The organism is Janthinobacterium sp. J1-1, assembly GCF_030944405.1.
Classification (GTDB): domain Bacteria; phylum Pseudomonadota; class Gammaproteobacteria; order Burkholderiales; family Burkholderiaceae_D; genus Janthinobacterium.
On the sequence record NZ_CP132339.1, the window covers coordinates 2,834,308 to 2,860,475 of the forward strand.

26 protein-coding genes are annotated in these 26,168 nt (G+C 64.3%); 20 read left to right on the plus strand and 6 right to left on the minus strand.

All coding sequences use genetic code 11. The features are described 5' to 3' along the window. Positions 1 to 63 precede the first annotated feature (63 nt). A complete protein-coding gene (locus tag Q8L25_RS12840) occupies positions 64 to 1,737 on the minus strand; it encodes a glycosyltransferase family 39 protein (RefSeq protein WP_308925192.1) in 1,674 nt (557 codons plus the stop codon). Beyond that, positions 1,734 to 2,138 (minus strand): Mth938-like domain-containing protein, encoded by a 405-nt coding sequence (locus Q8L25_RS12845; protein ID WP_308925193.1) that lies wholly within the window; start codon positions 2,136 to 2,138, stop codon positions 1,734 to 1,736. Before Q8L25_RS12845 ends, Q8L25_RS12840 begins: the two co-directional genes overlap by 4 nt. Before the next feature lie 379 nt (positions 2,139 to 2,517). Here Q8L25_RS12845 and Q8L25_RS12850 point away from each other — a divergent pair, with 379 nt between their 5' ends. Further along, on the plus strand, positions 2,518 to 3,747 hold the full coding sequence (locus tag Q8L25_RS12850; protein WP_308925194.1) for a pyridoxal phosphate-dependent aminotransferase: 1,230 nt from the start codon (positions 2,518 to 2,520) through the stop codon (positions 3,745 to 3,747). 72 nt (positions 3,748 to 3,819) lie between these two features. Then, on the plus strand, positions 3,820 to 5,142 hold the full coding sequence (locus Q8L25_RS12855; RefSeq protein ID WP_308925195.1) for a homoserine dehydrogenase: 1,323 nt from the start codon (positions 3,820 to 3,822) through the stop codon (positions 5,140 to 5,142). Between the two features lie 53 nt (positions 5,143 to 5,195). Here Q8L25_RS12855 and Q8L25_RS12860 read toward each other — a convergent pair whose 3' ends face one another. Continuing rightward, positions 5,196 to 5,552, minus strand: a complete 357-nt coding sequence (locus tag Q8L25_RS12860; protein ID WP_308925196.1) for a ribonuclease E inhibitor RraB — start codon at positions 5,550 to 5,552, stop codon at positions 5,196 to 5,198. A 294-nt stretch (positions 5,553 to 5,846) separates the two neighbouring features. On the opposite strand from Q8L25_RS12860, the gene Q8L25_RS12865 reads away from it, so the two are divergent. Continuing rightward, entirely contained in the window at positions 5,847 to 6,245 is a 399-nt protein-coding gene (locus Q8L25_RS12865) for a hypothetical protein (protein WP_308925197.1), read from the plus strand. A gap of 441 nt (positions 6,246 to 6,686) precedes the next feature. Here the strand turns inward: Q8L25_RS12865 and Q8L25_RS12870 are convergent, their stop codons facing one another. The 3 genes from Q8L25_RS12870 to Q8L25_RS12880 form a co-directional block, all read right to left on the minus strand. Then, positions 6,687 to 7,247, minus strand: a complete 561-nt coding sequence (locus Q8L25_RS12870; RefSeq protein WP_308925198.1) for an outer membrane beta-barrel protein — start codon at positions 7,245 to 7,247, stop codon at positions 6,687 to 6,689. 146 nt (positions 7,248 to 7,393) lie between these two features. Next, positions 7,394 to 8,854 carry a sensor histidine kinase N-terminal domain-containing protein gene (locus Q8L25_RS12875; RefSeq protein ID WP_374694304.1) on the minus strand — a complete coding sequence of 487 codons (1,461 nt, stop codon included), beginning with the start codon at positions 8,852 to 8,854 and terminating at the stop codon, positions 7,394 to 7,396. A gap of 41 nt (positions 8,855 to 8,895) precedes the next feature. Beyond that, a complete protein-coding gene (locus tag Q8L25_RS12880; protein WP_308925199.1) occupies positions 8,896 to 9,609 on the minus strand; it encodes a response regulator in 714 nt (237 codons plus the stop codon). 188 nt (positions 9,610 to 9,797) lie between these two features. Here Q8L25_RS12880 and Q8L25_RS12885 point away from each other — a divergent pair, with 188 nt between their 5' ends. The 17 genes from Q8L25_RS12885 (at position 9,798) to Q8L25_RS12965 (ending at position 26,165) form a co-directional block, all read left to right on the plus strand. Continuing rightward, positions 9,798 to 10,859, plus strand: coding sequence for a porin (locus Q8L25_RS12885; protein WP_308925200.1), 1,062 nt, complete (start codon positions 9,798 to 9,800; stop codon positions 10,857 to 10,859). Positions 10,860 to 10,862: 3 nt separating this feature from the next. Further along, positions 10,863 to 11,858, plus strand: a complete 996-nt coding sequence (locus Q8L25_RS12890) for a tripartite tricarboxylate transporter substrate-binding protein (protein WP_308925201.1) — start codon at positions 10,863 to 10,865, stop codon at positions 11,856 to 11,858. 44 nt (positions 11,859 to 11,902) lie between these two features. Next, complete coding sequence (locus Q8L25_RS12895) at positions 11,903 to 13,000, plus strand: ABC transporter substrate-binding protein (protein WP_308925202.1); 1,098 nt, start codon at positions 11,903 to 11,905, stop codon at positions 12,998 to 13,000. A 69-nt stretch (positions 13,001 to 13,069) separates the two neighbouring features. After that, complete coding sequence (locus tag Q8L25_RS12900) at positions 13,070 to 14,860, plus strand: iron ABC transporter permease (protein WP_308925203.1); 1,791 nt, start codon at positions 13,070 to 13,072, stop codon at positions 14,858 to 14,860. A 20-nt stretch (positions 14,861 to 14,880) separates the two neighbouring features. Beyond that, complete coding sequence (locus tag Q8L25_RS12905) at positions 14,881 to 15,957, plus strand: ABC transporter ATP-binding protein (RefSeq protein ID WP_308925204.1); 1,077 nt, start codon at positions 14,881 to 14,883, stop codon at positions 15,955 to 15,957. Between the two features lie 445 nt (positions 15,958 to 16,402). Beyond that, positions 16,403 to 17,110, plus strand: coding sequence for a beta-ketoacyl synthase chain length factor (locus Q8L25_RS12910; RefSeq protein ID WP_308925205.1), 708 nt, complete (start codon positions 16,403 to 16,405; stop codon positions 17,108 to 17,110). Then, positions 17,103 to 17,894: a lysophospholipid acyltransferase family protein gene (locus Q8L25_RS12915; RefSeq protein WP_308925206.1), complete on the plus strand. Its 792-nt coding sequence runs from the start codon at positions 17,103 to 17,105 to the stop codon at positions 17,892 to 17,894. The genes Q8L25_RS12910 and Q8L25_RS12915 overlap by 8 nt, the downstream gene beginning before the upstream one ends. Then, positions 17,887 to 18,141, plus strand: coding sequence for a phosphopantetheine-binding protein (locus Q8L25_RS12920; RefSeq protein ID WP_308925207.1), 255 nt, complete (start codon positions 17,887 to 17,889; stop codon positions 18,139 to 18,141). The genes Q8L25_RS12915 and Q8L25_RS12920 overlap by 8 nt, the downstream gene beginning before the upstream one ends. 29 nt (positions 18,142 to 18,170) lie before the next feature. Continuing rightward, positions 18,171 to 18,428, plus strand: a complete 258-nt coding sequence (locus Q8L25_RS12925; RefSeq protein ID WP_308925208.1) for an acyl carrier protein — start codon at positions 18,171 to 18,173, stop codon at positions 18,426 to 18,428. Between the two features lie 5 nt (positions 18,429 to 18,433). After that, entirely contained in the window at positions 18,434 to 18,979 is a 546-nt protein-coding gene (locus Q8L25_RS12930; protein WP_308925209.1) for a hypothetical protein, read from the plus strand. After that, on the plus strand, positions 18,972 to 20,765 hold the full coding sequence (locus Q8L25_RS12935) for an AMP-binding protein (RefSeq protein WP_308925210.1): 1,794 nt from the start codon (positions 18,972 to 18,974) through the stop codon (positions 20,763 to 20,765). Before Q8L25_RS12930 ends, Q8L25_RS12935 begins: the two co-directional genes overlap by 8 nt. Beyond that, positions 20,759 to 21,847 (plus strand): class I SAM-dependent methyltransferase, encoded by a 1,089-nt coding sequence (locus tag Q8L25_RS12940; RefSeq protein WP_308925211.1) that lies wholly within the window; start codon positions 20,759 to 20,761, stop codon positions 21,845 to 21,847. Before Q8L25_RS12935 ends, Q8L25_RS12940 begins: the two co-directional genes overlap by 7 nt. Beyond that, on the plus strand, positions 21,840 to 22,595 hold the full coding sequence (locus Q8L25_RS12945; protein WP_308925212.1) for a glycosyltransferase family 2 protein: 756 nt from the start codon (positions 21,840 to 21,842) through the stop codon (positions 22,593 to 22,595). The genes Q8L25_RS12940 and Q8L25_RS12945 overlap by 8 nt, the downstream gene beginning before the upstream one ends. Then, the gene (locus Q8L25_RS12950; RefSeq protein WP_308925213.1) at positions 22,592 to 23,566 is read left to right on the plus strand and encodes an acyltransferase; all 975 of its coding nucleotides are present in this window, start codon (positions 22,592 to 22,594) and stop codon (positions 23,564 to 23,566) included. Before Q8L25_RS12945 ends, Q8L25_RS12950 begins: the two co-directional genes overlap by 4 nt. Continuing rightward, on the plus strand, positions 23,553 to 25,121 hold the full coding sequence (locus Q8L25_RS12955) for an aromatic amino acid ammonia-lyase (protein ID WP_308925214.1): 1,569 nt from the start codon (positions 23,553 to 23,555) through the stop codon (positions 25,119 to 25,121). Before Q8L25_RS12950 ends, Q8L25_RS12955 begins: the two co-directional genes overlap by 14 nt. Continuing rightward, the gene (locus tag Q8L25_RS12960) at positions 25,114 to 25,560 is read left to right on the plus strand and encodes an acyl-CoA thioesterase (RefSeq protein WP_308925215.1); all 447 of its coding nucleotides are present in this window, start codon (positions 25,114 to 25,116) and stop codon (positions 25,558 to 25,560) included. Before Q8L25_RS12955 ends, Q8L25_RS12960 begins: the two co-directional genes overlap by 8 nt. After that, complete coding sequence (locus Q8L25_RS12965; RefSeq protein WP_308925216.1) at positions 25,557 to 26,165, plus strand: outer membrane lipoprotein carrier protein LolA; 609 nt, start codon at positions 25,557 to 25,559, stop codon at positions 26,163 to 26,165. The genes Q8L25_RS12960 and Q8L25_RS12965 overlap by 4 nt, the downstream gene beginning before the upstream one ends. Positions 26,166 to 26,168 lie beyond the last annotated feature (3 nt).

Consider the following 26,168-nt stretch of genomic DNA (forward strand, 5'->3'; position numbering starts at 1 on the left):
CCCTGATGGCTGGCCGCTCTTGCCGGTGTTGCTGTCGTGGCGCATGCTTGGGCCACGGCTTTATTACAAGTTGGCAATGATCATGCGGCGTGCATCTTCGGCAACGACGCGCATGGGAACACTGCGGTGTTTCAAGTCTTCATACCGGTCCAGGCTGATGATGGCGAGGCTGTGCACGCCGGCGGCGGCGTCGTTTGTCCATTGCGTGATGAAAGTCTCTATCACCGGCATCGACAGTTCAGGCTGCTGTTTCAGGCCAAAAGCGAATTCATCGGTGTAGGCCACCAGGGTCACCGGACGCCGCAGGTAAAACACCAGCGACTGCTCGTAGATGCCGACCGAATACAGCTTGGTGCCGGGTTTCAGTTCGGCCTGGATCTGCGGCAGCAGGTCGGTGCCGGCGCGGTTCTGGCCATACAGTTCGGAGCCGGCCAGGATGCTGTGGGTGGCCAGGAAGCCAGCCACGGCGATCGTCAGCACCGCCATGTCGCGCCGCGACTGGCGCTCATGCAGCAGCGCCATCACGCCGCCCGCCATCACCAGGAAACCTGCCGCCATGACCCAGGGCTGGTAGCCGCGCAGGGCCGCCAGGTGGGCCTCGTCGCGGGCCGTGATCAGCGCCAGCGTGACCGGCACGGCGACCAGGATGGCGAGGCCCAGCACGGCCAGCATGCCGGCGAAGATCAGGCGCTGGCGACGCGAGGCCGCTTCCAGCGACAGCGCCGCCAGCAGCGCCAGGGCCGGGAAGATGGGCACGATGTAGCCGGGCAGCTTCGAGGTCGAATAGCTGAAGAACAGGAAGATGAAGACGGCCCAGATCAAGATCATCAGGCGCGGCTGGAAGGCGCCGGCCTGGCGCTTGGCGCCTGCGGCCAGGCTTTGCGGCAACAAGGTGATCCAGGGCAGCATGCCGGGGATCAGCAGCACCAGGAAGTAATACCAGCCGCCTTCGCGCTTGTGGCCCTTCATCAGGAAGCGCTGGAAGTGTTCGTGGACAAAGAAAAAATACGGCTGCTCGGGATTGCGCAAGGCGACCAGCACGAACCACGGCGTGGCGATGGCAAAGAACACCAGCATGCCTTTGATCAGGTGCAAGCGGGTCCAGATGCGCCAGTCGCGGGCGAACAGGCTGTACAGGATCAGCACGGCGCCCGGCAGTACCAGGCCGATCAGGCCCTTGGCCAGCACCGCCAGCGCCATGCCGGCCCAGCACACCAGCATCCAGTTGCGCCGCTCGCTGGCGCTGGCGTCATCGCGCTGGGCGATCAAGAGGCTGGCCAGGGTCACGGTCATCATGCTTGATAAGCCCATGTCGAGCGAATTGATCTGGCCCGAGGCCAGCCAGAACAGGCTAGACGCCAGCACCAGCCCCGCATACAGGCCGGTGCGCGGGCCGAATACTTTCCTGCCCGCATGGGCCGTCATCACCACGCCGAGGATGCCGCACAGGCCGGTCCACAGACGCGCCTGCCATTCACCGAGGCCGAAGGCGGCAAAAGTCAAGGCGTTCATCCAGGTTTGCAGCGGCGGCTTTTCGAAATACTTGATGTCGTTCAGGCGCGTGGTGATCCAGTCGCCGCTGGCGAACATCTCGCGCGCCATTTCGGCGTAGCGGCCCTCGTCGGGCGGCACCAGGGTGCGGATGCCGAGCGCATACAGGGTGACGACGACGAAGAGCCCGAACAGGGTCCACATCGCCACCTTCGATGTGTGCAGCTCGCGAACAGGCAATTTCATGCGGTGGCGCCGGCGCCAGCAGGCTGGGAGACGGGCAGAATCAGGGCCAGGGTAACCTTGCGGCCCTCGCCCATCAGGATATTGTAGGTGCGGCAGGCGGCCTGGCTGTCCATGCATTCGACGCCGATGCGGCGCATGGTCAGCGACGCCGTCAGTTTCGGATGCACGAAGCGCTGGCGCTCGCCCGTGCCGAGGATCACCACGTCGGGCGCGTCGGCCAGGATCTGCTCGAAATGCGCCTCGCTCAGGTCTTCGAAACGCGTCACGTCCCAGGCGCGCGGCGCCGTTTCCGGCATCACGATCAGGCTGTAGCCAAAGTGTTCGGCGTTGATCTCCACGCCGGTGGCGTCGTAGCCGGTCACGGTCTGGTATTGCTGGGTGCTGGAAGCGTGCAGTTTCATGATGGTTCGGGTACTCACTGAGTGGATCGGGATGCGTGCCGATGCTAAAAAAGCATGCGGCGAAGGCCGTCAGGATGCCATAAACAACGTCAAAGAGCGAATGGAAATGGACTTCCTTTCCAAACTGCAATCTAGATGTTGACTAACAGCATCATCCTAAACAGCGAAGATTAAGAGAACATGAAGAAGGGCGCGGCACCTTGCTGCCCGGTATACAAGCAGGCGTGGCAGGATGGGCGCGAAATGCTGGGGTTGACCATGTTTAATTTGATAAAATGGCCTGCTTTCGGCGAGAATGCTTGTTTTCGCCTTGCAGTGCATTGGGGATAGTTCAGGCGCGCCTTGGCTTTTTAGCGCCGCATCACGACAGGGATTTATTTTGCGACCGATTCAGAAATCGAATAAATTGGCGGATGTCTGCTACGACATCCGCGGCCCGGTCCTGGAAAAATCCAGGCAAATGGAAGAAGAAGGCCACAAGATCACCAAGCTCAACATTGGCAACCTCGCCGTGTTCGGCTTCGATCCGCCGGACGAGATCGTGCGCGACATGATGCTCAACCTGCAAAACGCCGCCGGCTACACCGATTCAAAAGGCATGTTCGCGCCGCGCAAGGCCGTCATGCACTATACGCAGGGCAAGAATATCGCCGGTGTCACCATCGACGACATTTACCTGGGCAATGGCGCATCGGAACTGATCGTCATGTCGATGAACGCCCTGCTCAACAGCGGCGACGAGGTGCTGGTGCCGGCGCCCGACTATCCGCTGTGGACGGCGGCGGTCAGCTTGTCGGGCGGCAATCCGGTGCATTATGTGTGCGACGAGCAGAACGAGTGGTATCCCGATATCGAGGACATGCGCCGCAAGATCACGCCCAATACCCGCGCCATCGTCGTCATCAACCCGAACAACCCGACCGGCGCGCTGTACCCGGTCGAGGTGCTGTTGCAGATCGTCGAACTGGCGCGCCAGCATCAATTGATCATTTTCGCCGACGAGATCTATGACAAGGTGTTGTACGACGAAGCCGAGCACGTGTCGATCGCCTCGCTGGCCGACGATGTGCTGTTCATTACCCTGAACGGCCTGTCGAAGAATTACCGTTCCTGCGGCTACCGCTCCGGCTGGATGGTGGTGTCGGGCGAAAAGCGCCACGCCAAGGATTATATCGAGGGCCTGAACATGCTGGCCTCGATGCGCCTGTGCGCCAATGCGCCGGGGCAGTTTGCGATCCAGACGGCGCTGGGCGGCTACCAGAGCATCCAGGACCTGGTGGGGCCGGGCGGGCGCCTGTTGAAACAGCGCGACCTGGCGCACAAGCTGCTGACCGATATCCCGGGCGTCACCTGTGTCAAGCCGAAGGCCGCGCTGTACATGTTCCCGAAGCTGGACCCGGCCGTCTACCCGATCGCCGACGACCAGCAGTTTGCCTATGAATTGCTGGCCGAGGCCAAGGTGCTGATCGTGCAGGGCACCGGTTTCAACTGGATCGCGCCGGACCATTTTCGCGTCGTCTTCCTGCCGAATTCGGACGACCTGACCGAGGCGATGGGGCGCATTGCGCGCTTCCTCGAAGGTTACCGCAAGCGTCACAGCCGGGTTTGAGCCGGCCAGCAGCAGCATCGATCAACCTGGCGCGGGCGGTTTGCCCGCGCCACTCATGAGCACAAGACCATTATGAAATCCATCAAGATCGGCCTGTTGGGCCTGGGCAATGTAGGCTACGGCACGTTCAGCGTTTTGAAGCGCAACCAGGAAGAAATCAAGCGCCGCGCCGGACGCGGCATCGAGGTGGTGGCTGTCGCCGTACGCGACGTGGCGCGCGCCGAAGCGCTCGTCAACGGCGCCTGCAAGGTCGTCAACGATCCTGCCACCATCGTCAACGACCCCGAGATCGATATCGTCGTCGAACTGATCGGCGGCTACGATCTGTCGAAAACCCTGGTGCTGCAGGCGATTGCCAACGGCAAGCACGTGGTCACCGCCAACAAGGCGCTGCTGGCCGTGCATGGCAATGAAATCTTTGCCGCCGCCCAGGAAAAAGGCGTGATGGTGGCGTTCGAAGCGGCGGTTGCCGGCGGCATTCCCATCATCAAGGCGCTGCGCGAAGGCCTGACGGCCAACCGCATCGAATGGATCGCCGGCATCATCAACGGCACCACCAATTTCATCCTGTCCGAAATGCGCGACAAGGGCCTCGATTTCGCCACCGTGCTCAAGCAAGCCCAGGAACTGGGCTATGCGGAAGCCGACCCGACCTTCGACATCGAAGGCGTGGACGCGGCCCACAAGGCCACCATCATGTCGGCCATCGCCTTCGGCATTCCGGTGCAGTTCGACAAGGCCCATGTGGAAGGCATCAGTAACCTCAATGCCATCGATATCCGCTACGCCGAAGAACTGGGCTACCGCATCAAGCTCTTGGGCATCACCAAGCGCGCCACCGTCGACGGCGTGGAAGGCATCGAGCTGCGCGTGCACCCGACCCTGATCCCGGCCAAGCGCCTGATCGCCAACGTCGAAGGCGCGATGAACGCGGTGCTGGTGCATGGCGACGCCGTCGGCGCCAGCCTGTATTCGGGCCGCGGCGCCGGCGCCGAGCCGACCGCCTCGTCGGTGATCGCCGACCTGGTCGACATCACCCGCCTGGCCACGGCCGACCCGGAACACCGCGTGCCGCACCTGGCCTTCCAGCCGAACGCGATGACCGATATCGCGATCCTGCCGATGTCGGAAATCACCACCAGCTACTACCTGCGCATGCACGTGGCCGACCAGCCGGGCGTGCTGGCCGACCTGACGCGCATCCTGGCCGACCGCGGCATCTCGATCGACGCCATGCTGCAAAAGGAACCGGCCGAAGGCGAGACGCATACCGACATCATCATGCTGACCCACCAGACGCAGGAGAAAAACGTCACGGCCGCCATCGAACAGATGGAAGCGCTCAATAGCGTGGTCGGCACGGTGACCAAGATCCGCCTGGAAAACCTCAGCTGATACTGGCCCCGCCATGCAAAACGGCGCCCGCGGGCGCCGTTCTTTTTACCGTATTACAGCGTCGGCGCGCCGACCGGCCCCACATCCATGCCGTCATAGCTGGCCAGCTTCTGCTCCAGCGCGAACTGCTGCAGCTCGCCGTTGCGCGCATGCAGGCTGTCCACATTGTGCACTTCCTCTTTCTCCACGTGCAGCACCCACACCGGTGGTGCGGCCGCGTCTTCCAGTTCCGGCTGGTACAGCTCGACCGGGCGATAGCCGTCGATCGCCAGCAGGCCGGCCGCCTGCTCCAGCGCTTCCGGCGTCGGGTTGGTGAAGTAGTATCCCCACAGCAGCGGCTGGGTCAGGTCCCAGGGCGCGTTTTCGGCGATATTGTCAAACAGTTCGGTCACTTCTTCTTTGGTCATCATGGCGTGCGCCCTTGTTGGATACTGAGGGCGCGATGATAGCATTTGGCGGGTTGTTGATCTGTTGAACATCCAATATGGCAGGAGGAACGGCAGCTGGTTTGTTACAGGCCGTCTGAGCGCAGATGGATAATTTGATTAAATTCATTACCGCCGATAGCGACAAGAAAATAATCGCGGGTACAGTGCGCGCGTAGCAGGTAATTTCAGAATGCAGGCACGACTCGGTGCCGTCAAGGTGTATCAGGTCAGCATGGCAAACTTGCCCTGCGTGCTGACTGATATGAATGTTTACTGGTGGCAATAACGGAGCGACAGGCAAGCCACTGCAGCGGATCCCCGCTTCGCCTCCCCGGCCTGATGGCCGAGGTGCCGCGCGCAAATTCGACGATGAAATGGCATCAATCAATTCCCCTTTTAATAACATTTGTCGGTAGTTTTATCGCATTTTCCGTCGTTTATTACCTGCTGGATCTGTCTTCAGGCTTTCTTGCGCTAGCTCCGAACGGGAATAAGGAACCATTTTTCTTCCAGATCATGGATTTTCTTGATCGCGTTGGCGGCTTTTTTACCGGAGTTCCATTTCACAAAAGAAGTGTCGGACGGGCAATCTTATTTTACGCAACAATATTTGCATTTTGGATAACCTTCTTGGACCATAGAAGAATGGAAAACAAAAAAAATATTCGTAAGTAATTGTCAATTTCTCGCTTGGGGACGGTTTGATAACTTAGCGGAAATGTGGTCGATGCAGCAGCGATCCCATGGCCACGTAAATCATGTTTTTCGACACGTCAATGCGCTGTTCATGGTCGCGCACCAAGCGCCGGTAACGCAGGTAAAGGCGAGGGGTTTGCCTGATGGGCTGCATGGGCGGACGTTTTGTTGTGATGCCGCCGGCACAAAAAAACCGGCCGGGGTGCGATCACCTCGACCGGTTCCCGAGATCAGCCAGACGCTGGCCCGGTATGAATACTTAGAGCCTATCCCAGTAGATGAATACGCCCCCTGCTGGCGCCCCTCAGAAGCGGGGACTGCGTTGCTCGTCGTTGCATGGCTCGCCATGCCGCCTCCTCACGCCTTGTCCGCGCTCCTGATGAGCTGCAAGCAGAAGACGCTCACTACTGGGATAGGCTCTTAGAACTGATAGCGCACGCCAGCCGACAGCATGGACGCTTTCAATTTCGCGCCGTTTTCGCTGTAGGTCTTGCCGAAGTTTTCGTATTCGGCGACGACCGACACGTTCTGGTTGACATGGTAAGCGGCGCCGATGCCGAACATGGCGGCGGTTTTATCTTCCTTGCCGCTGAAACGCAGGCCGAAACCGCTGACGGTGGCCTTGGTGCGGTTTTGCGTGACGCCGGCCTTGGCAAACGCCGAGAGCTGCGGGTTGATCGGCATGGTGGCGGTGCCGGCCAGGTAGAAGGCGCTCGTTTCCATGCTGACGGCAGTGCCGGCATCGCGGTCTTTCAGCTTGCCGAAATTGGCGTAACCGGCTTCCAGGCCGAAATTCTGCGTGAAGTTGTAGCCGGCGTACGCCTTGTAGCCGGTTTTGTCTTCCTTGCCCGAACCCAGGTCGCCCGACAATTTCAATTCCGAACGGCCGGCATTGATGCCGACATAGCTGCTTTGCGCTTGTGCAAACATGGGCAGGGCCAGGGCGGCGCCAACGACGACTGCGAACAATTGTTTTTTCATGATTCATCCAGTAAGTCACCAATGCGGCGAGGAATTCATCGCTTGATGGGAGCCGGATTTTATAACAAGGTTAAATTTTTACAGGTGCGCACGATTCAAAGCGCCAAAAAATTTTACATTAATATCTAGAGAGTAATATTTTCCGGTCAGGCGCCGCTGCCGGCACTGAAATGCACGCGTACCCGCAAACCCTGGCCGTTATCAGCCGTGCCCAGTTCCAGCCGCGCCCCATGCAGGGCGGCGATATCGCGCACGATGGCCAGGCCCAGGCCGGCGCCGCCCGGATTGCGTTCCAGCGCCGACGACACGCGGTAAAAGGGCGTAAACACGCGCTCGCGTTCGGCTTCGGGGATGCCGGCGCCGCTGTCCTGTACTTCCAGCACCGGCCCCTGGCCTGGCCCCTGCGGCGGCTGCACGCGCAGCGCCACGCTGCCGCCGGGCGGCGTGTAGCGCAGCGCATTGTCGACCAGGTTGACCAGCAATTCGTGCAGCAGCAGCGCCTGGCCCTGCACGGTCGCGTCCAGGTCGGCTTCCAGTGACAGATCGATGTCGCGGCCCACGGCCGACATCGCCATTTCCAGCCCCACCTGCTGCGCCAGTTCGCGCAGCGACACGGTGTCCATCAGCAGGTGCTCGCCGCCATGCTCGATGCGCGCCAGGGTCAGCAGGCGGTTGGCCAGCAGCACGGTCGAATCGGTGGTGGCGGCGATGCTGGCGACGATGTCGCGCAGGGCGGCCACCGCCTGCGGGTTGTCGGGCTGGCGGTCGCAGGCGCGCAGCGCCAGTTCGGCCTGGGTTTTCAGCACCGTCAGCGGCGTGCGCAGCTGGTGCGAGGCGTCGGCGATAAAGCGGCGCTGGCTGGCGATCAGCTGCTGCAGCCTGGCCATCGAGCCGTTCATGGCCGACACCAGCGGGCGCATTTCACGGTGCACCAGCGTCGGATCGACATCGGACAAATCGGACAGGGCGCGCGTCTCGACTTCGGTCTTCAGGCGCATCAGCGGCTGCAGCACCAGGCGCACGGCAAACCACACCAGCGCCGCCATCACCAGCACCATCGCCGCCTGCCAGATCAGGGTGTCGAGCAGGATCTGGTTCGACAGGCCGCGCCGCGCGTCCAGTGTTTCGCCCACCTGGATCAGGGCGATGCCGCGCATGGAATCGTCATACACGGGCTGCAGCAGGGCGGCGATGCGGATCGGCTTGCCGTGGTAGTCGGCGTGATAAAAGCGCACCAGCGCCGGGTAATTCTGCGAGCGCGGCACATTCGCCGGCACCGCCGGCAAGTCGCCATAGCCCGACACCAGCTCGCCGTTGATGCCGGTCACCTTGTAGTAGATGCGGCCCAGGGTGTCGGTCTCGAAGCTGTCGAGCGCCACGTAGGGCACGTCGGCCACCACCTTGCCGCCTTCGATCGAGACGCGTTCGGCCAGCGCGCGCGTCGACGCCAGCAGCGAGCGGTCGTAGGCCATGTCGGCCGCGTCCAGCGCATTGCGGTAGACGAACACGGCGTCGAGCAGCACCAGCATCACCAGCGGAATCAGCAGCCAGCGCAGCAGCTGGTTGCGCAGGCTGCCCAGGCGCCGCGCCTGCAGGTGGCGCTGCAGCCGTTCCAGCCAGCTGAGTCTGCGTTCGTTATGGCGTGGCTTCACTTGCTGGCGGCGGCCGGCATCGCGCTGCGCGGCTGCAGCAGGTAGCCGATGCCGCGCAGGGTGGTGATGGCGGCGGGGTCGGCCAGGCCGCCCTGTTCGAGCTTCTTGCGCACGCGGTGGATCAGCAGCTCGATGGCGTCCAGGCTGACGTCGTCGGCCAGCGCGAACACTTCGTCGAACAGTTTTTCTTTCGAGACGGCCCGCCCCAGGCGCGAGATCAGCGCTTCGAGCACGGCGTGTTCGCGCGGCGTCAGGGCCATCGCCGCGCCGCCATAGCTGAACATGCGCGTGATGGTGTCGAAGCTGAGCGCGCCGCAGGTATGCACCAGCGCCTCGTTGCCCTGGCTGCGGCGCAGCAGCGCCTTGACGCGCGCTTCGAGTTCGGCCAGTTCGAACGGCTTGGCCAGGTAGTCGTCGGCGCCCAGGTTCAGGCCCTGCACTTTTTCATCGATGCCGCCGCGCGCCGTGAGTATCATGACGGGGGTCTTGGCGCGCGTGCCGCCGCGTGCGCGCAGGCGGCGCAGCACGTCCAGGCCATCCATTTTCGGCAGGGTGAGGTCGAGCAGCACCAATGCATAATCCTGCGTATGAAGCAGGGCGTCGGCATCGGCGCCGTTATGGGCTGTCTCCACCGTCAGGTGCGCGTCGCGCAGGGCTTTCGCCAGCCAGTGCGACAGCTCCAGATGGTCTTCCACTAATAGTATGCGCATGGTCTCCGCCATTCGTTGTTATGCGTGCAGTGTAAGCCAGGCGCCGCGCTTGTGGGGCCGCCTGTGGCCGGCCGGCGACAGCGCTGATTCTGAAAGCCAATTGAAAGGATGCAGCTCATATAGTGTGATCCTGATTCAGAAAATGAATCGGGCATATCACCAAAAAATATAACTAAAGGGAGACTCCTGTGAAGACTACCGCATTACCGCTGGCCGCCCTGGCCTTGTTTGTGACCGCTGGCGCCGCCCAGGCCCAGTCCAACGTCACCCTGTACGGCCGTCTCGACGCCGGCGTCAGCACCACCAGCAATGCCGGCCCGTCGAAAGACTCGGTCACGCAAGTGAGCTCGGGCGGCATGAACACCTCGCGCTGGGGCATCATCGGCAGCGAAGACCTCGGTGGCGGCCTGAAAGCCGTGTTCAACCTCGAAGGCGGCATCCTGGTCGATACCGGCGCGGCCGACGGCGCGCTGTTCAAGCGCCAGGCCAACGTGGGCCTGGAAGGCGCGTTCGGCCGCGTGGTGCTGGGCCGTTCGTTCACCACCGTGTATGACTTCGTGCTGCCCTACGATCCGATGGCCTATGCGCCGTTCTACTCGTGGGCCACTTCGGGCAATGCAAGCGGTCCCAGCAAATACGGCATGACCACCGCCTTCGACAACCTGGTCAAGTATTCGGGCAAGACCGGCGACTTCACCTATGGCGCTTCCTACGGCTTCGGCGAGCAGAGCACCGGCACCTCGGACAGCGCCAAGCTGTCGACCGCCGTCAACTACAAGAGCGGCCCGGTGAGCGTGCTGGCCACCTATGAGCGCATCAACGGCAATGCGATCGCCGGCGGCGCGCGCGACAAGAACACGGTGGTGCACCTTGCCGCCATGTATGAAGAAGGCGCCTGGAAAGTGCAGGCCGCCGCGCGCGACTACAAGCTCGATCCGGCCGCCGCCAACCGCGCCGATGTGCGCGGCACCCTGTACTGGGGCGGCGTCAGCTACAAGACCACGCCGGTGATCACCCTGACCGGCGTGGTCTACTACCAGGACGTGAAAAACGTCGCCGCCAACCTGGACGCCGATCCCATCATGTACGTGGCGCGCCTGCGCTACGCCCTGTCCAAGCGCACCGACCTGTACGTGGCGGGCGCCTACGCCAAGGCCAAGCACGGCCAACTGGTCAGCCTGTCGCGCGACGACGCCGGTTTCGGCGACACGCAGCGCGGTCTGATCGCCGGCATCCAGCACCGCTTCTAAGCCATGGCCATGCTGCGCACCGCGTTCCTGTCGCTGCTGTTTTCCCTGCTTGCGCTGCCCGCGCTGGCGGGGGCGGCCGCGCCCGAGGTCGAATGCGTGGTGCCGTCCAAGCCGGGCGGCGCCATGGACCTGACCTGCAAGCTGGCCAAAAACGGCCTGCTGCAGCCGGATGCGGCTGCGGCGGCGCCGTTCGCGTCCTCGGTGCGCATCAGCTATCTGCCGGGCGGCATCGGCGCGGTGGCCTGGCGCTCGATGGGATCGCAGCGCCGGCGCGCCGAAGCGAACACCCTGGTGGCGTTTTCGGGCGGCTCGCTGCTGAACCTGGCGCAGGGCAAGTTCGGCAACGCCAAGACGGGCGACGTGCGCTGGGTGGCGGCGCTGGGCGCCGACTACGGCATGATCGCCGTGCGCAGCGATTCGCCCTATAAAACCCTGGCCGACCTGATCGCCGCGCTCAAGCGCCACCCCGACAAGGTGCTGATCGGCGTGTCCGGCACCATCGGCAGCCAGGACTGGCTGAAGATGGCGCTGGTGGCGCGCCACGCCGGCATCGACCCGAAAGTGCTGCGCTTCGTGGCGCTGGAAGGCGGCGGCGAAGTCTTCACGGCGATGCAGGCCGACTACGTGCAGGTGATGTCCGGCGACACCTCGGAAGCGACCCTGAACGCGGGCGCCAACCATGCGCGCGTGCTGGCGGTGCTGTCGGAAAAACGCCTGCCCGGCGTGCTGGCCGGCGTGCCGACGGCGCGCGAGCAGGGCATCGACGTGGTGTGGCCCATTATCCGCGGCTTGTGGATGGGGCCGCAAGTACCGGAAGCGGATTACCAGCGCTGGGTGGCCACCTTTGACCGCGCCATGGCCACGCCGCAGTTTGCCCAGTGGCGCACGCAGGCCGGCATGTATCCGTTCGCGCTGACGGGCAACAAATTGACACAGTATGTAAACCAGGCGGTCGAACGCTATTCCAGGCAGGCGGCCGAACTGGGCCTGATGCGCTGAAGCCATTGCAAGCAACCCTACAACAATCACAGACGGAGACAACCATGCAAACCAAGACCATCCTCGCCATCGCCCTGGCCGCCGCTTTCGCCGGCGCCAACGGCAGCGCTTTTGCACAAGTACCGGCCGGCTATCCGGCCGACTACCAGAAGATCATCGACGCGGCCAAGAAGGAAGGCAAGGTGGTGATCTACAGCGCCACCGACAGCAAGGCCGCCGCGCCGCTGATCAAGGATTTCAGCGCCCTGTACCCTGGCATTTCGGTCGAATACAACGACATGAATTCGACCGAAGTCTACAACCGCTTCATTTCCGAAGTGGCCGCCGGCGGCAACACGGCCGACGTGATGTGGTCGTCGGCGATGGACTTGCAGATGCGCCTGGCCTCGGACGGCTATGCATTGAAATACAAGTCGGTCGAAGCGGCCAAGATCCCCGGCTGGGCCATGTGGGACGACCAGGCCTACGGCACCACGTTCGAGCCGGCCGCCATCGTCTACAACAAGCGCTTGCTCGATCCGAAGGAAGTGCCGAAGAACCACGACGACTTCGCAAAACTGATCGCCACGCCGAAATTCAAGGACAAGGTCACCACCTACGATATCGAAAAGTCGGGCGTGGGCTTCATGTTCATGTCGCAGGACGCCAAGGAATACCCGCAGTTCCTGGCGCTGCAGAACGCCTTCGGCACGGCCAAGGTGCGCGTGCAGTCGTCGACCGGCACCATGATGGAGCGTATCTCGTCGGGCGAAAACCTGATCGGCTATAACGTGCTGGGCTCCTACGCCCTGGTGCGCGCCAAGACCGATCCGTCGATCGGCGTGGTACTGCCCAAGGATTACACCCTGATCCTGTCGCGCGTGCAGTTCATCAACAAGAACGCGAAGAACGTCAACGCCGGCAAGCTGTGGCTCGACTACATCCTGTCGCACCGCGGCCAGACCATCATCGCGAACGGCGCCAAGCTTTACGCGATCCGCGCCGACGTCACGGGCGAGACCACCTCGGCCGACCTGATCAAGGAAATCGGCGCCGCCAACATCAAGCCGATACCGGTCCATCCGATCATCCTGCAATTCCTGGGACCGGCCAAGCGCATGGCCTTCCTGAAGCAATGGAAAGAAACAGCCGGCAAGAAGTAACGCCGTCCTGGCCAGCCGCGGGCGTTCGCCGGCGGCTGGATGCCGCACCCCTCATTCATTGGATTCATCATGCAAACTGCCATCTTGCCGCTGCCTGCACGGTCGCGCTCTCCCTTGTCGCGCCTGAACTGGCCGCGCGGCGTGGTCGTGGCGATCACCCTGGTCGCCATTTTCCTGCCGCTGTTCCTGATTTTTTATCAAAGCTTTTTGTCCGCGCCGTTCTTCATGCCGGTGCGCGAATTCGGCTTCGATTCCTACCGTTTCATCTTCGATGATCCCGATTTCTCGATGGCCTTCAAGAATGGCCTGATGCTGGCCTTCGGCCTGACCGTGATCGCCGTGCCGCTGGGGGGCATGCTGGCGTTCCTGATGGTGCGCACCGATCTGCCGGGCCGCGGCTGGGTCGCGCCGATGCTGCTGGTGCCGATCTTCGTGTCGCCGATGGTGATGGGCTTTGGCTATGTGGTGTCGATGGGGCCGGTGGGCTTTTACTCGACCTGGGCCAAGGAGCTGCTCGGCTTCGTGCCCTGGAATATCTATTCCTTCACCAGCATCGTCATCATCGCCGGCCTGACCCACGTGCCGCATGTGTACCTGTACGCCTCGTCGGCGCTGAAAAGCCTGGGGTCGGATGTCGAGGAAGCGGCCCGCGTGGCCGGCGCCTCGCCGGTGCAGGTGATGATGAATGTGTCGCTGCCGATGATCATGCCGGCGCTGGCGTATGCTGGCGTGCTGGTGTTCTTCCTCGGTTTTGAAGTGTTCGGCCTGGTGCTGGTGCTGGGCGACCCGGAAGGCCACCTGGTGCTGCCGACCTATCTGTACAAGCTGACCAATAAACTGGGCACGCCGTCCTACCACCTGATGGCCGCCGTTGCCGTCTGCCTGGTGATGGTGACCATGCCGCTGGTGATGATACAGCGCTGGCTGCTCAAATCGGCCAACAAATACGTGTCGATCAAGGGCAAGGGCGCGCGCAGCAAGGCGATGCCGCTGGGCCGCTGGAAGTGGCTGGCATTCGCGCTGCTGGCCGGCTGGCTGATCTTCACCATCATCCTGCCGTTGACGGGCATCGTGCTGCGCTCGTTCGTGCAGTACTGGGGCGAGGGCGTGCACCTGGCCGACGTGTTGACCCTGCAGCACTTCCGCGATATTTTCGACCAGCCCTCGCTGGTGCGCGGCATCGTCAATACCATCCTGATCGGCGTGGTCGGCGGCGCGCTGGCGGTCGGCTGCTACAGCTTCATCGCGCTGGCCATGCACCGCAAGCAGGACGGCATCACCCGTTTGCTCGACTACAGCGTGCTGGTGCCGCGCGCCGTGCCGGGCCTGCTGGCCGGCCTGTCGTTCCTGTGGGTGTTCCTGTTCGTGCCGGCCTGGCTCGACGGCGTATTGAAAGGCATGGACAACGGCGTGGCCCTGTGGCTGAGCGGCCATGTGATCCCGGTGCTGCGCGAAGTGCGCTCGACCATCTTCGCCCTGTGGCTGGCGTATTCGGTGGTGTGGATGGCCTACGGCATGCGCCTGATCTCCACCGCGCTGCTGCAGGTGGGGCCGGAGCTGGAAGAGGCGGCGCGCGCCGTCGGCGCGAACCGTGGCCAGGTCACGCGCGACGTCACGCTGCCGCTGATCAAATACGGCCTGCTGGGCGCCTGGCTGATGGTGTTCCTGATTTTCGAACGCGAATACTCGACCGGCGTGTACCTGCTGTCGCCGGGCACCGAAGTGATCGGCGCGATGCTGGTGTCGCTGTGGGCCGGCGGCTCGACCGACCTGGTGGCGGCGCTGTCGTTCATCAACATCACCCTGGTGGCCATCGGCCTGGGCATCGCGCTGCGCTTTGGCGTGAAGTTACATAACTAAAAAGAGATTGAGACCATATCATGAATGAACTGACCGTCAATGAGCTGTACCTGGACTACGGCACCGGCGCCGCCGCCAACCAGATCCTGAAAGGTGTCTCGATGCACCTGAAAAAAGGCGAAGTGGTCGCCTTGCTGGGGCCTTCGGGCAGCGGCAAGACCACCTTGCTGCGCGCCGTCGCCGGGCTGGAAAGCCCGAAGGCGGGCACCATCGAAATCGGCGCGCGCAATGTGTTCGACGGCGCGAAACATTTCGAGATGCCGGCCGAGCAGCGCAACCTGGGCCTGGTCTTCCAGTCGTATGCGCTGTGGCCGCACAAGACCGTGTTCGACAACGTCGCCTACGGCCTGAAACTGCGCAAGATGGGCACGTCCGATATCGCCGGGCGCGTCAAGGAAGTGCTGACGCAACTGGGCCTGGGCCATCTGGGCGAGCGCTATCCGCATCAATTGTCCGGCGGCCAGCAGCAGCGCGTGGCGATCGCCAGGGCGCTGGTGTACAACCCGCCCGTGATCCTGCTCGACGAACCGCTGTCGAACCTGGACGCCAAGCTGCGCGAGGAAGCGCGCGCCTTTCTGCGCGAACTGATCGTGCGCCTGGGCCTGTCGGCCCTGATGGTGACGCACGACCAGGGCGAGGCTATGGCCATTTCCGACCGCATCCTGCTGCTCAATAACGGCAAGATCGAACAGCAGGGCACGCCGCAAAGCATGTATGAAACGCCGGACACCTTGTTTACGGCCGAATTCATGGGCAGCAACAACCGCCTGCCGGGCAAGGTAACCAGCCGCGACGGCAGCCGGGTCAGCCTGCGGATCGACGGCACGCCTATGCAGGGCGTGGCGCGCGGCGTCAATACGGGTCTTGACGTGACCACCATGATCAGGGTCGAGGAAGTGAAGATCAGCGCCACCCAGGTCGAAAACGCGATCGAGCTGCCGCTGTTGACCTGCATGTACCTGGGCGACCGTTGGGAGTGCCTGTTCGAGCGCGGCGGCGGCGCCGATAACCTCAGCCTGCGCGCGTATTCGCGCCATAAACTCGAGGCCGGTAAATACTGGCTGCATATGCCGGCCGATAAACTTTGGGTGTTTTAAATAGCACGGCGATGCGCGCTATTGTTGCGTATCGCCCGCTCGCATGATAATCAGGCAATGTCGGCTTTATTTTCAGCCGGTATTGCATCAAGCGCATCGTTGCTTATCCGCAACATCATTTTCGGGCAGGCGGTTTGTACCGCGCTTGCCTGTTTCCCCGCTCGCGCAAGGGGCTGGCCGCAGGCTGCCAGCGCATTAAATCCATAAATGTTACTAATAGTAACAATGTGGCCTTGGCAGCGCATTTCCCTGATTTGATTTTTGCCTTCTAAAAAGTTTCCCCACGACCATTTATCTTAGTTGTTTTGACTCCCTTCGTTTATAATTTGAAAAGAACGACGGCGGGGCTTTTCCATGCAGTTCAGACGCGAGTTCAACTTTTTATTCTGTTCGCGGGAAAATGCATATGTGCGCCGAGGGTGTCCGTTTTTCAATTGCCAATCAGGTGGCGTGGGCGCCTGGACTGGAAACGCCGCAGCAATGGCAGGCGTGGACGCACACCCCATTTCACATCGCCGCCAACGGCGAGCCTGGCGTGCGCCAGATGGCGCCGCTGTTGCGCCGCCGCGCCGGCCAACTGGGCAAGATGGCGCTCGAAGTCGCGTACGCCTGCCTGGGCGAGGCGCGCAATATTCCGATTGTCTTCTGTTCGCGTCATGGCGAGGTGGTGCGCGCCATCGATTTGCTGTCCAGCCTGGCGCTTGGCGAACCGCTGTCGCCGACGGCCTTCGGCATGGCCGTGCATAACGCCAGCGCCGCCCTGTTTTCCATCGCCCGCAATGATCAAGCCAATCAGCTGGCGCTGGCCGCCGGCGCCGCCAGTGTCGAAGCGGCGGTGATCGAGGCGTGCGGCCTGCTGGCCGATGGCGCGCCGCAGGTATTGCTGCTGGCGGCCGACAGCCCGCTGCCGGAGCTGTTTGCGCCGTTCGACGATGAACATGGCCAGGCGCATGCGTTTGCCTGGCTGCTGCAGGCGGGCAGCGGGCAGGGCGGCGACATCAGCCTGGCCTGGCGGCCGCGCGCGGCGCACGACACCATCAGCAACAGCGCGATGCCGGCCAGCTTGGCCGCCCTGCGCTTTGTGCTTGGCGAGGCGGCCGTGTACGAACATGTGGCCAACCGCCAGTGCTGGCGCTGGAGCCGCCATGCGTGAGCGCCGCTCGCTGGCCGTTGCCGTGTCGGTTACCTGGCGCACCCTGGCCACCGCCATCAGCTTTGCCGCCTTCGGCATCGGCGGCCTGCTGCTGCGGGTGCTGGTGTTCCCGCTGCTGCAGCTGCTGGTATGGCGGCGCGAAGCGCGCGTGGCCGCCGCGCGCGCCATCATCCGCTGGAGCTTTCGCGCGTATATCGGCCTGATGCGCGCGCTGGGCGTGCTGCGCTATGAATTGCACGGGCTGGACAAGCTGGAACGGGGCGGCATGCTGATCCTGGCGAACCATCCGACCCTGATCGACACGATCTTCCTGATGGCCCATGTGAAGCGGGCCGACTGCATCGTCAAGGCGGCCCTGTGGAACAATCCGTTTACGGGCGGCCCGGTGCGCGCGGCCGGCTATATCAACAATGCCGGCGGCGCCGAACTGGTCGACGCTTGCGTGGCCTCGCTGGCGCGCGGCAATAACCTGATCATTTTCCCGGAAGGCACGCGCACCCCGCACGGCGGCAACATCACGCTCAAGCGGGGCGCGGCCAATGTCGCCGTGCGCGGCCGCTGCGACGTCACGCCGGTGCTGATCCGCTGCCATCCGCCGACCCTGGGCAAGGGAGAACCATGGTGGCGCGTGCCGGCGCGGCGCGCGCATTTCGAGATCGCGGTGCAGGACGACCTGGCGATCACGGCCTTCACCGGCGACGGCGCGTCCGACGTCATGGCGGCGCGCCATCTGACCAATTATCTGCAACATTACTTTAGCTCGATACAGGAACAACATGCTTGAACAGGAAGTGAAGGAATTGATCATCGAGGCGCTGCAACTGGAAGACATGAGCGCCGCCGACATCGATACGGATGCGCCCTTGTTTGTCGAAGGCCTGGGGCTCGATTCGATCGATGCGCTGGAGCTGGGCGTGGCGCTGCAGAAGAAATACGGGATTTCCCTGTCGGCCGATTCGGCCGATACACGCCGCCATTTCGCTTCGGTACGGGCGCTGGCGGCCATGGTTGACAGTCACAGAAAGAAGTAAGGAGCTGCAAAATGGTAGACATGAGTGTAATGAGCCGCGATGAACTGACCGCGTGGGTAGTCAAGCTGCTGGCCGAGATGTTCGAACTCGATCCGGCGGCGCTGACGCCGCAGTCGAACCTGTACTCGGAACTCGACATCGACAGCATCGACGCGGTCGACCTGGCCGTCAAGCTCAAGCAGCTGACGGGCAAGCGGCTGCAGCCGGAAGTATTCAAGACCATCCGCACCATCGACGATGTGGTCGAAGCCTTGCGCGCGATGTCGGCGGCGGAGCAGGCGGTATAACGCGCATGCTGCTCAATGTGGTGGCGGTGCTGTTGACGGTGTTGTACCCGCTGGCGATCTGGCTGGGCCAGGGCCAGGTCGAGCCGCGCTGGCTGGCCGGTTTGCTGCTGCTGGCCGTGGCCTGCCGCCTGCCTGCGCTCAAGCTCCAGCGCGCCGCGCGCTGGTCGGTGGCCGGCGCGCTGGTGCTGGCCGCCTGCGCGCTATGGAGCAATCTGCTGCTGCCGCTGAAACTGTATCCGGTGCTGGTCAACGCCGTCTTCCTGGCCGCCTTCGGCTACAGCCTCTATGCGCCGCCTTCCGTGGTGGAACGCCTGGCGCGCCTGCGCGAGCCCGATTTCCCGCCGGCCGCGGTACGCTATACGCGCCGCGTGACGCAAGTCTGGTGCGGCTTTTTTGTCATCAATGGCGCCATCGCGCTGGGCCTGGCGCTGTGGGCCAGCGATGCCGCCTGGTCGCTGTACACGGGCGTGATCGCCTATGTGCTGATGGGCCTGTTATTTGCCGGCGAGTATCTGGTGCGCCGGCGCTTCAAACGTCTGCATCATGCCTGAATCACTTTCCTCCCTCGCCAGCCTGGCCCAGGCCATCTGCAGCCGCCCGCCCGCCATGCCGGCGGGCTGGCGCGACGGCGCCTGTATCAGCCATGGCCAACTGGCCGCGCGCATGGCCGACTGGGCCGGTTTTCTGACGCACCTGCCGGGCCGCCATGTCGCGCTCTATCTCGATGACAGCCTGGAGTTCGGCGCCGCCTTGCTGGGCGCCTGGCAGGCGGGCAAGACAGTCTGGCTGACGGCCGACGTGCTGCCGGCCAGCTGCGCCGCGCTGGCGGAGCATGTCGACGCTTTCCTGGGCCAGTTCCCGCCCGGGCATGCGCCGTCGACGGCGCCGGCCGGCAGTGGCGCGCAACCGCATTGGCGCGTGCTGGACGACGATTTCCCCGCGCTGGTGGTGCATACCTCGGGCAGCACCGGCGCGGCGCAGGCGATTCCCAAGAAGCTGTCGCAGCTGGGCAGCGAAGTGGCGACCCTGGAACAGCTGTTCGGCCGTCATGCGGCCGGCGCCGCGGTGCTTGCCACCGTCACGCACCAGCATATCTACGGCTTGCTGTTCAAGGTCTTGTGGCCGCTGGCGGCAGGGCGCCCCGTGCATGCGCACAGCGTGGCGTTTCCCGAGCAGCTGGCCATGCTGCTGGCGCAAGGCCCGTGCGTGCTGGCGGCCAGTCCGGCCCACCTCAAGCGCCTGCCCGAGCACCTGGACTGGCGCGCGGCCGGCACGCAGCTGCGCGCCGTGTTCTCGTCGGGCGGCCCGCTGCCGTTCGACAGCGCGCTGGCCGCCGGCGCCTTGCTGGGGCGCGTGCCGTTTGAAATCTATGGCAGCTCCGAGACGGGCGGCGTGGCCTGGCGCCAGCGCGCGGCCGCCTTGCCTGATGACGACAGCTGGCGGGCATTTCCCGGCGTGGCCTGGCGCCTCGATGACGGCGAGGCGCTGCAGGTGCGCTCGGCGCACCTGGCCGACGACGGCTGGCTGCCGCTGGCCGACCGCGCGCGGGCGGTGGGCGAGGGACCGGATGGTGACCGCTTTGTGCTGCTGGGGCGCAGCGACCGCATCGTCAAGATCGAGGAAAAGCGCATCTCGCTGTCCGCCATCGAAGCGGCGCTGCTGGCCATGCCGCAGGTACGGGAAGCGCGCGTGGTGCTGTGCGATGCGCCGCCCGGCGAGCGCCAGAAGGTCGCCGCCTTTGTCGTCTGCAGCGCAGCCGGACGCGCGCTGCTGGCGGCCGAAGGCAAGCTGGCGCTGAACCGGCAACTGCGCCAGGCGCTGCACGGCCAGGTCGACGCGGTGGCCATGCCGCGCCGCTGGCGCTACCTGGAGCAACTGCCGATCAACGCCCAAGGCAAGACCACGCAGGCGCTGTTGCTGGCGCTGCTGGAACGGATAAAACCGCGCCTGCCCGAGGTGCGCGCCATGGAAGGCGTCGGCAGCGCGGTCACGCTGGACCTGTTCGTGCCGGCCGACCTGTTTTATTTTGACGGCCATTTCGACGGCGCGCCGCTGCTGCCCGGCGTGGTGCAGGTGGACTGGGCGCGCCACTTTGCGCGCCTGCACCTGGCGCTGCCGGCACGGTTCCGGGCCATGCACGCCCTGAAATTCCAGCAGCCCGTGTTGCCGGGCAGCGCGTTGCGGCTGGAGCTGCAATACGACGCGCTTAAAGGCAGCCTGCAGTTTCGCTATCTGTCGGACGCCGGCCAGCACGCCAGCGGCCGTCTCTTGTTTCATCCTGACGTTGTGGCCAATACCGGCCCTGGCGAACCTCCACCTGCAGCGAGCGCATGTTAGATAAAAAATTCTCACCCGAGCGCCAGAGCGCCTTTGCGGCCCGTTTCGACGCGCAAAAGATCGCCTTCGGTCCCGTCGTGTTCCAGTGCGTGCGCTACGCGTGGAAACGCGGCATGCTGCAGGCGCTGGCGGACACGGGCCACAGCGGCCTGACGGTGGTGGACATGGCCGCGGGCGGCCGCTGGACCGAGTACGCGCTGAAAGTGGTGCTGGAGTCCTGCCTGTCGGCCGGCGTGGTGTATGTGCGCGACGGCGCCTATGTGCTCGACAAGGTGGGCTATTGCGTGCTGACCGACAGCATCACCCAGGTCAACCTCGATTTCAACCACGACGTGTGCTACCAGGGCCTGTTCGACCTGGACCGCTCGCTCGACGCCGAGCAGCCGCTGGGCCTGGCCGCCTTGGGCGACTGGCCGACCCTGTACCAGGGCCTCTCAAGCATGCCGGAGCCGGCCAAGACCAGCTGGTTCGCGTTCGACCATCATTATTCGGACACCTCGTTTCCCGAGATTTTCCCCGACGTGTTCGCCACGGCGCCGCGCCGCATCATGGACATCGGCGCCAATACCGGCAAGTTCGCCAGCGCCGCGCTGGCGTATCACTCCGGCGTCGAGCTGCACCTGGTCGACCTCGAGCGCCAACTGGCGGTGGCCGATACCACCCTGCAGGATGCCGGCGTGCGCGCGCGCGCCCAGCTGCATCCGCGCGACCTGCTCGACGACGCGGCGGCGCTGCCGGCCGGCATGGACCTGGTCTGGATGAGCCAGTTCCTCAGCTGCTTTTCCGAGGCGGCGATCGCCAGCATTTTGCGCCGCGTGGCGCAATCGCTGGGCGACAATGGCCAGGTACTGATCATGGACACCTTCTGGGACCGCCAGCAATACGATATCGCCGCCTACTGCCTGATCAATACCTCGCCGTATTTCACGGCCATGGCCAGCGGCAACAGCAAGATCTACCAGAGCACCGACTATATCCGCCTGGCCGAAGCGGCGGGGCTGGAACTGCTGACAGCGCGCGACGGCATCGGCTATTGCCATTCCCTGCTGCGCTTTGGCCGCGCCGGAGCGCGCGGTGACTGAGCTGGCCTTCAAACCCTGCATCGTGATTCCCGTGTTTAACCATGAACACGCGATCGGCGCCGTGGTGGCGCGCCTGCTGGCGCACGGCGTGCCGCTGATCCTGGTCGACGACGCCAGCCTGGCCGCCGGCGCGCGCAGGCTCGATGCGCTGGCCGCCGCCCATCCGGCGCAAGTGACCCTGCTGCGCCACCCGCGCAACCTGGGCAAGGGCGGCGCGGTGATGACGGGCTGCCGCCACGCGCACGCGCAGGGCTACAGCCACGCCTTGCAGATCGACGCCGACGGCCAGCACGATACGGACGACGTGCCGCGCTTCCTGGCGCAAGCCCAAGCGGCGCCCGACGCGGTGATTGTCGGCCATCCCGTATACGACGCCTCGGTGCCGGCGGCGCGCTTTTACGGCCGCTACGCCACCCACATCTGGGTCTGGATCAATACCCTGTCGCTGCAGATCCGCGACTCGATGTGCGGCTTTCGCGTCTATCCGCTGGCGCCCCTGATGGCGCTGGCGTGCAAGCGCATGCTGGGCCAGCGTATGAATTTCGATACCGACGTGCTGGTGCGCCTGTACTGGGACGGCCTGTCGATGGTCAACCTGCCCACGCGCGTGGGCTATCCCAGCGATGGCGTGTCGCACTTCCAGCTGTGGCGCGACAATGTGCTGATCACGCGCATGCACACGCGGCTGTTCTTCGGCATGCTGTGGCGCGCGCCGCGCCTGCTGGCACGCCACTGGCGCGCGCGATGACGGCGGCAGCGAAATCAAGCGGCCACTGGGCCGGTTTCAACGAAGTGAGCTTCGTGGCCGGCATGCGATTGCTGTTCTGGATCTGCCGCGTGTTCGGCCGCTGGCCGTTTCGCGTCGTGCTGTACCCGGTCCTGCTGTGGTATGTGCTGAGCAAGCCGCGCGCGCGGCGCGTGTCGCGCGCCTACCTGCGGCGCGTTGCCGCCTGCGGTGGCGCCGCTGACGCCAGCCTGCCCGGCGTGCTGCGCCACTTCGGCGCGTTTGCCGAAACCATCCTCGACAAGATGCTGTTGTGGGGCGGCCTGTTCGATACCAGCACCGTCAGCCTGCATGGCGCCGGCCTGGACGGCATCGAGCGCTGCCTCGACGAAGGCCGCGGCGCCCTGCTCATTTGCGCCCACCTGGGCAACCTGGAACTGTGCCGCGTGCTGTCGCTGCGGCGCGCCGGCCTGAAGCTGACGGTGCTGGTGCACACGCGCCATGCGCAGGCCTTCAACCGCATGCTGGCGCGGCTGAACCCGGACAGCCAGCTCAATCTGCTGCAGGTGACGGAAATGACGCCGGCCACCGCCATGCTGCTGGCCGAGAAAGTGGCGCAGGGAGAGTTCGTCGTGATCGCCGGCGACCGCGTCCCCGTCTCGCCCCAGCCACGGGTGGCGCTCGCGCCGTTCCTGGGCGCGCCGGCCGCGTTCCCGATCGGCCCGTACGTGCTGGCCAGCGTGCTGCAATGCCCGGTCTACCTGCTGTTTTCGATGCGCCTCGGCCAGCGTTCGGAAGTGCATTTCGAGCCGTTCCGCGAGTCGCTGCACCTGCCGCGCAAGGCGCGCGAAACGATGTTGGCCGAACTGGCCGGCGACTATGCGGCACGGCTGCAGCACCATTGCCTGCGCGCGCCGCGCGAATGGTTCAATTTCTACGATTTCTGGCAACTCCCCGCTACTTCACGACTGGATACTTCCGATGCATCTCGCTGACCTGAAAAACACCCGGCGCGCCGTCCGCTTCGACCGCGAACGCCTGCGCATCGAAGACATCGCCGATATCGCGCACGGCCGGGCCAGCGCCGAACTGTCGACCGATCCGGTATTCCGCGCGGCGATCGCGCGCGGCGCCGATTTCCTCGACCGCCTGCTGCGCGAGGACGGCACCATCTACGGCGTGACCACCGGCTATGGCGATTCCTGCACCGTCACCGTGCCGCCGGAACTGGTGGCCGAACTGCCGCATCACCTGTACACCTACCATGGCTGCGGCCTCGGTGAATTCTTCACGCCGGCGCAGACGCGCGCCATCATGGCCGCGCGCCTGGCGTCGCTGTCGAAGGGATACTCCGGCGTCAGCGTGGACTTGCTGGCGCAGATCGCGCGCCTGCTCGACGCCGGCCTGCTGCCCCTGATTCCCTCGGAAGGCTCGGTCGGCGCCAGCGGCGACCTGACGCCGCTGTCCTACCTGGCGGCGGTGCTGTGCGGCGAGCGCGAAGTGTGGCGCGACGGCGAGCAGGTGCCGGCCGCGCAGGCGCTGGAAGAGGCGGGCATCGCGTCGCTGCGTTTGCGCCCGAAAGAGGGCCTGGCCATCATGAACGGCACCGCCGTGATGACGGCGCTGGCGTGCCTGGCGTATGAGCGGGCCGAATACCTGGCGCGCCTGACGACCCGCATCACGGCCATGGCCTCGTTCGCGCTGGACGGCAACGCCCACCATTTCGACGAGACGCTGTTTTCCGTCAAACCCCATCCCGGCATGCAGCAGGTGGCCGCCTGGCTGCGCACCGACTTGCCGACCGACAGCTGGGAGCGCAACGGCAAGCGCTTGCAGGACCGCTATTCGATCCGCTGCGCGCCACACGTGATCGGCGTGCTGGCCGACGCCTTGCCGTGGCTGCGCTCGTCGATCGAGAATGAACTCAATAGCGCCAACGACAACCCCATCATCGACGCCGAAGGCGAGCGCGTGCTGCATGGCGGGCATTTCTATGGCGGCCATATCGCGTTCGCCATGGACAGCATGAAAAACACCGTCGCCAACCTGGCTGATCTGCTGGACCGGCAGATGGCGCTGCTGGTCGACAGCCGCTACAACCAGGGCCTGCCGGCCAATCTGTCGGGCGCCACCGGACCGCGCGCGGCCATCAACCATGGCCTGAAAGCGCTGCAGATCAGCGCCTCGGCCTGGACCGCCGAAGCCTTGAAACTGACCATGCCCGCTTCCGTGTTTTCGCGCTCGACCGAATGCCACAACCAGGACAAGGTCAGCATGGGCACGATCGCCGCGCGCGACTGCCTGCGCGTGCTGGAACTGTGCGAACAGGTCGCCGCGGCGCTGCTGATCACCGTGCGCCAGGGCGTGTGGCTGCGCTGCCAGCTGGCGCCGGACGCGCCGCCGCAGGCACAGATCACGGCCATGCTGGCCGCGCTGGCCGACGATATCGCGCCGGTGGTGGAAGACCGCCGCCTCGACCCGGAACTGCGCGTGCTGCTCGAACGCATCCGCACGCAGGCCTGGCCGCTGTATGGAGCGGAGCATGCATAAGGTGCGCGGCAACAGCGCCGCCCCCAGCCGCTGGCATGCGCAGGTGGAGATGCAGGTGCAGTTCTTCGACCTCGACCCGATGGAAATCGTCTGGCATGGCCGCTACGTGAAATACCTGGAAGTGGTGCGCTGCGCGCTGCTCGACAGCATCGGCTACAACTATGTCGAGATGAAGGCCTCCGGCTACGCCTGGCCGGTGATCGACATGCATCTGCGCTATGTGGCGCCGGCCACCTTCGGCCAGCGCCTGACCCTGCGCGCCGACCTGGTGGAGTGGGAAAACCGCCTGAAGATCGAGTACACGGTGAGCGACAGCGCCACCGGCAAGCGCCTGAACCGCGCCAGCACCACGCAGGTGGCGGTCGATATCGCCAGCGGCGAGATGTGCTTTGCCTCGCCGCCCGTATTGTTTGAAAAACTGGGATTGGACCCTGTATGAAAGTTATGTTGAAGGCGGCGCTGGCCGCCGTGTTCCTGCTGATGGCGCCCGCGCAGGCCGCCGCGCCGGTGGCGAAGATCGAGGCCATGCTGGCCAAGCCACAGCAATTGTGCGGCCGCTTCGACCAGAGCAAGCAGCTGGCCGGCATGAAAAAGCCGCTGGCGTCGAACGGGCGCTTTTGCGTGGTGGCCGGCAAGGGCGTGCTGTGGCGTACCTTGCAGCCGTTCCCGAATACCTTGCGCCTGACGCGCGACGAGATCGTGCATTTCCAAGGCGAGCGCGTGGCCATGCGGCTGGACGCGAAGACCGAGCCGGTGGTGAAAATGATCAACAGCGTGCTGTTTTCGCTGCTGGCCGGCGACCTGGCCCAGCTCGACACGCTGTTTGAAGTGGACGGCAGCATCGACGGCAATACCTGGCAGGTGGCGTTAAAGGCGCGCCAGCCGGCGCTGGCCAAGGCGATCGGCAGCATCCGCCTCGATGGCGGCGCATTCGTGAAAAACATCAGCATCAGCGAAGCGAGCGGCGACCGCACCAGCATCGTGTTTTCGGCGATTGAAACGGGGCCGGCGGCCATCACGGCGCAAGAGGCGGCGCTGTTTTGAGGC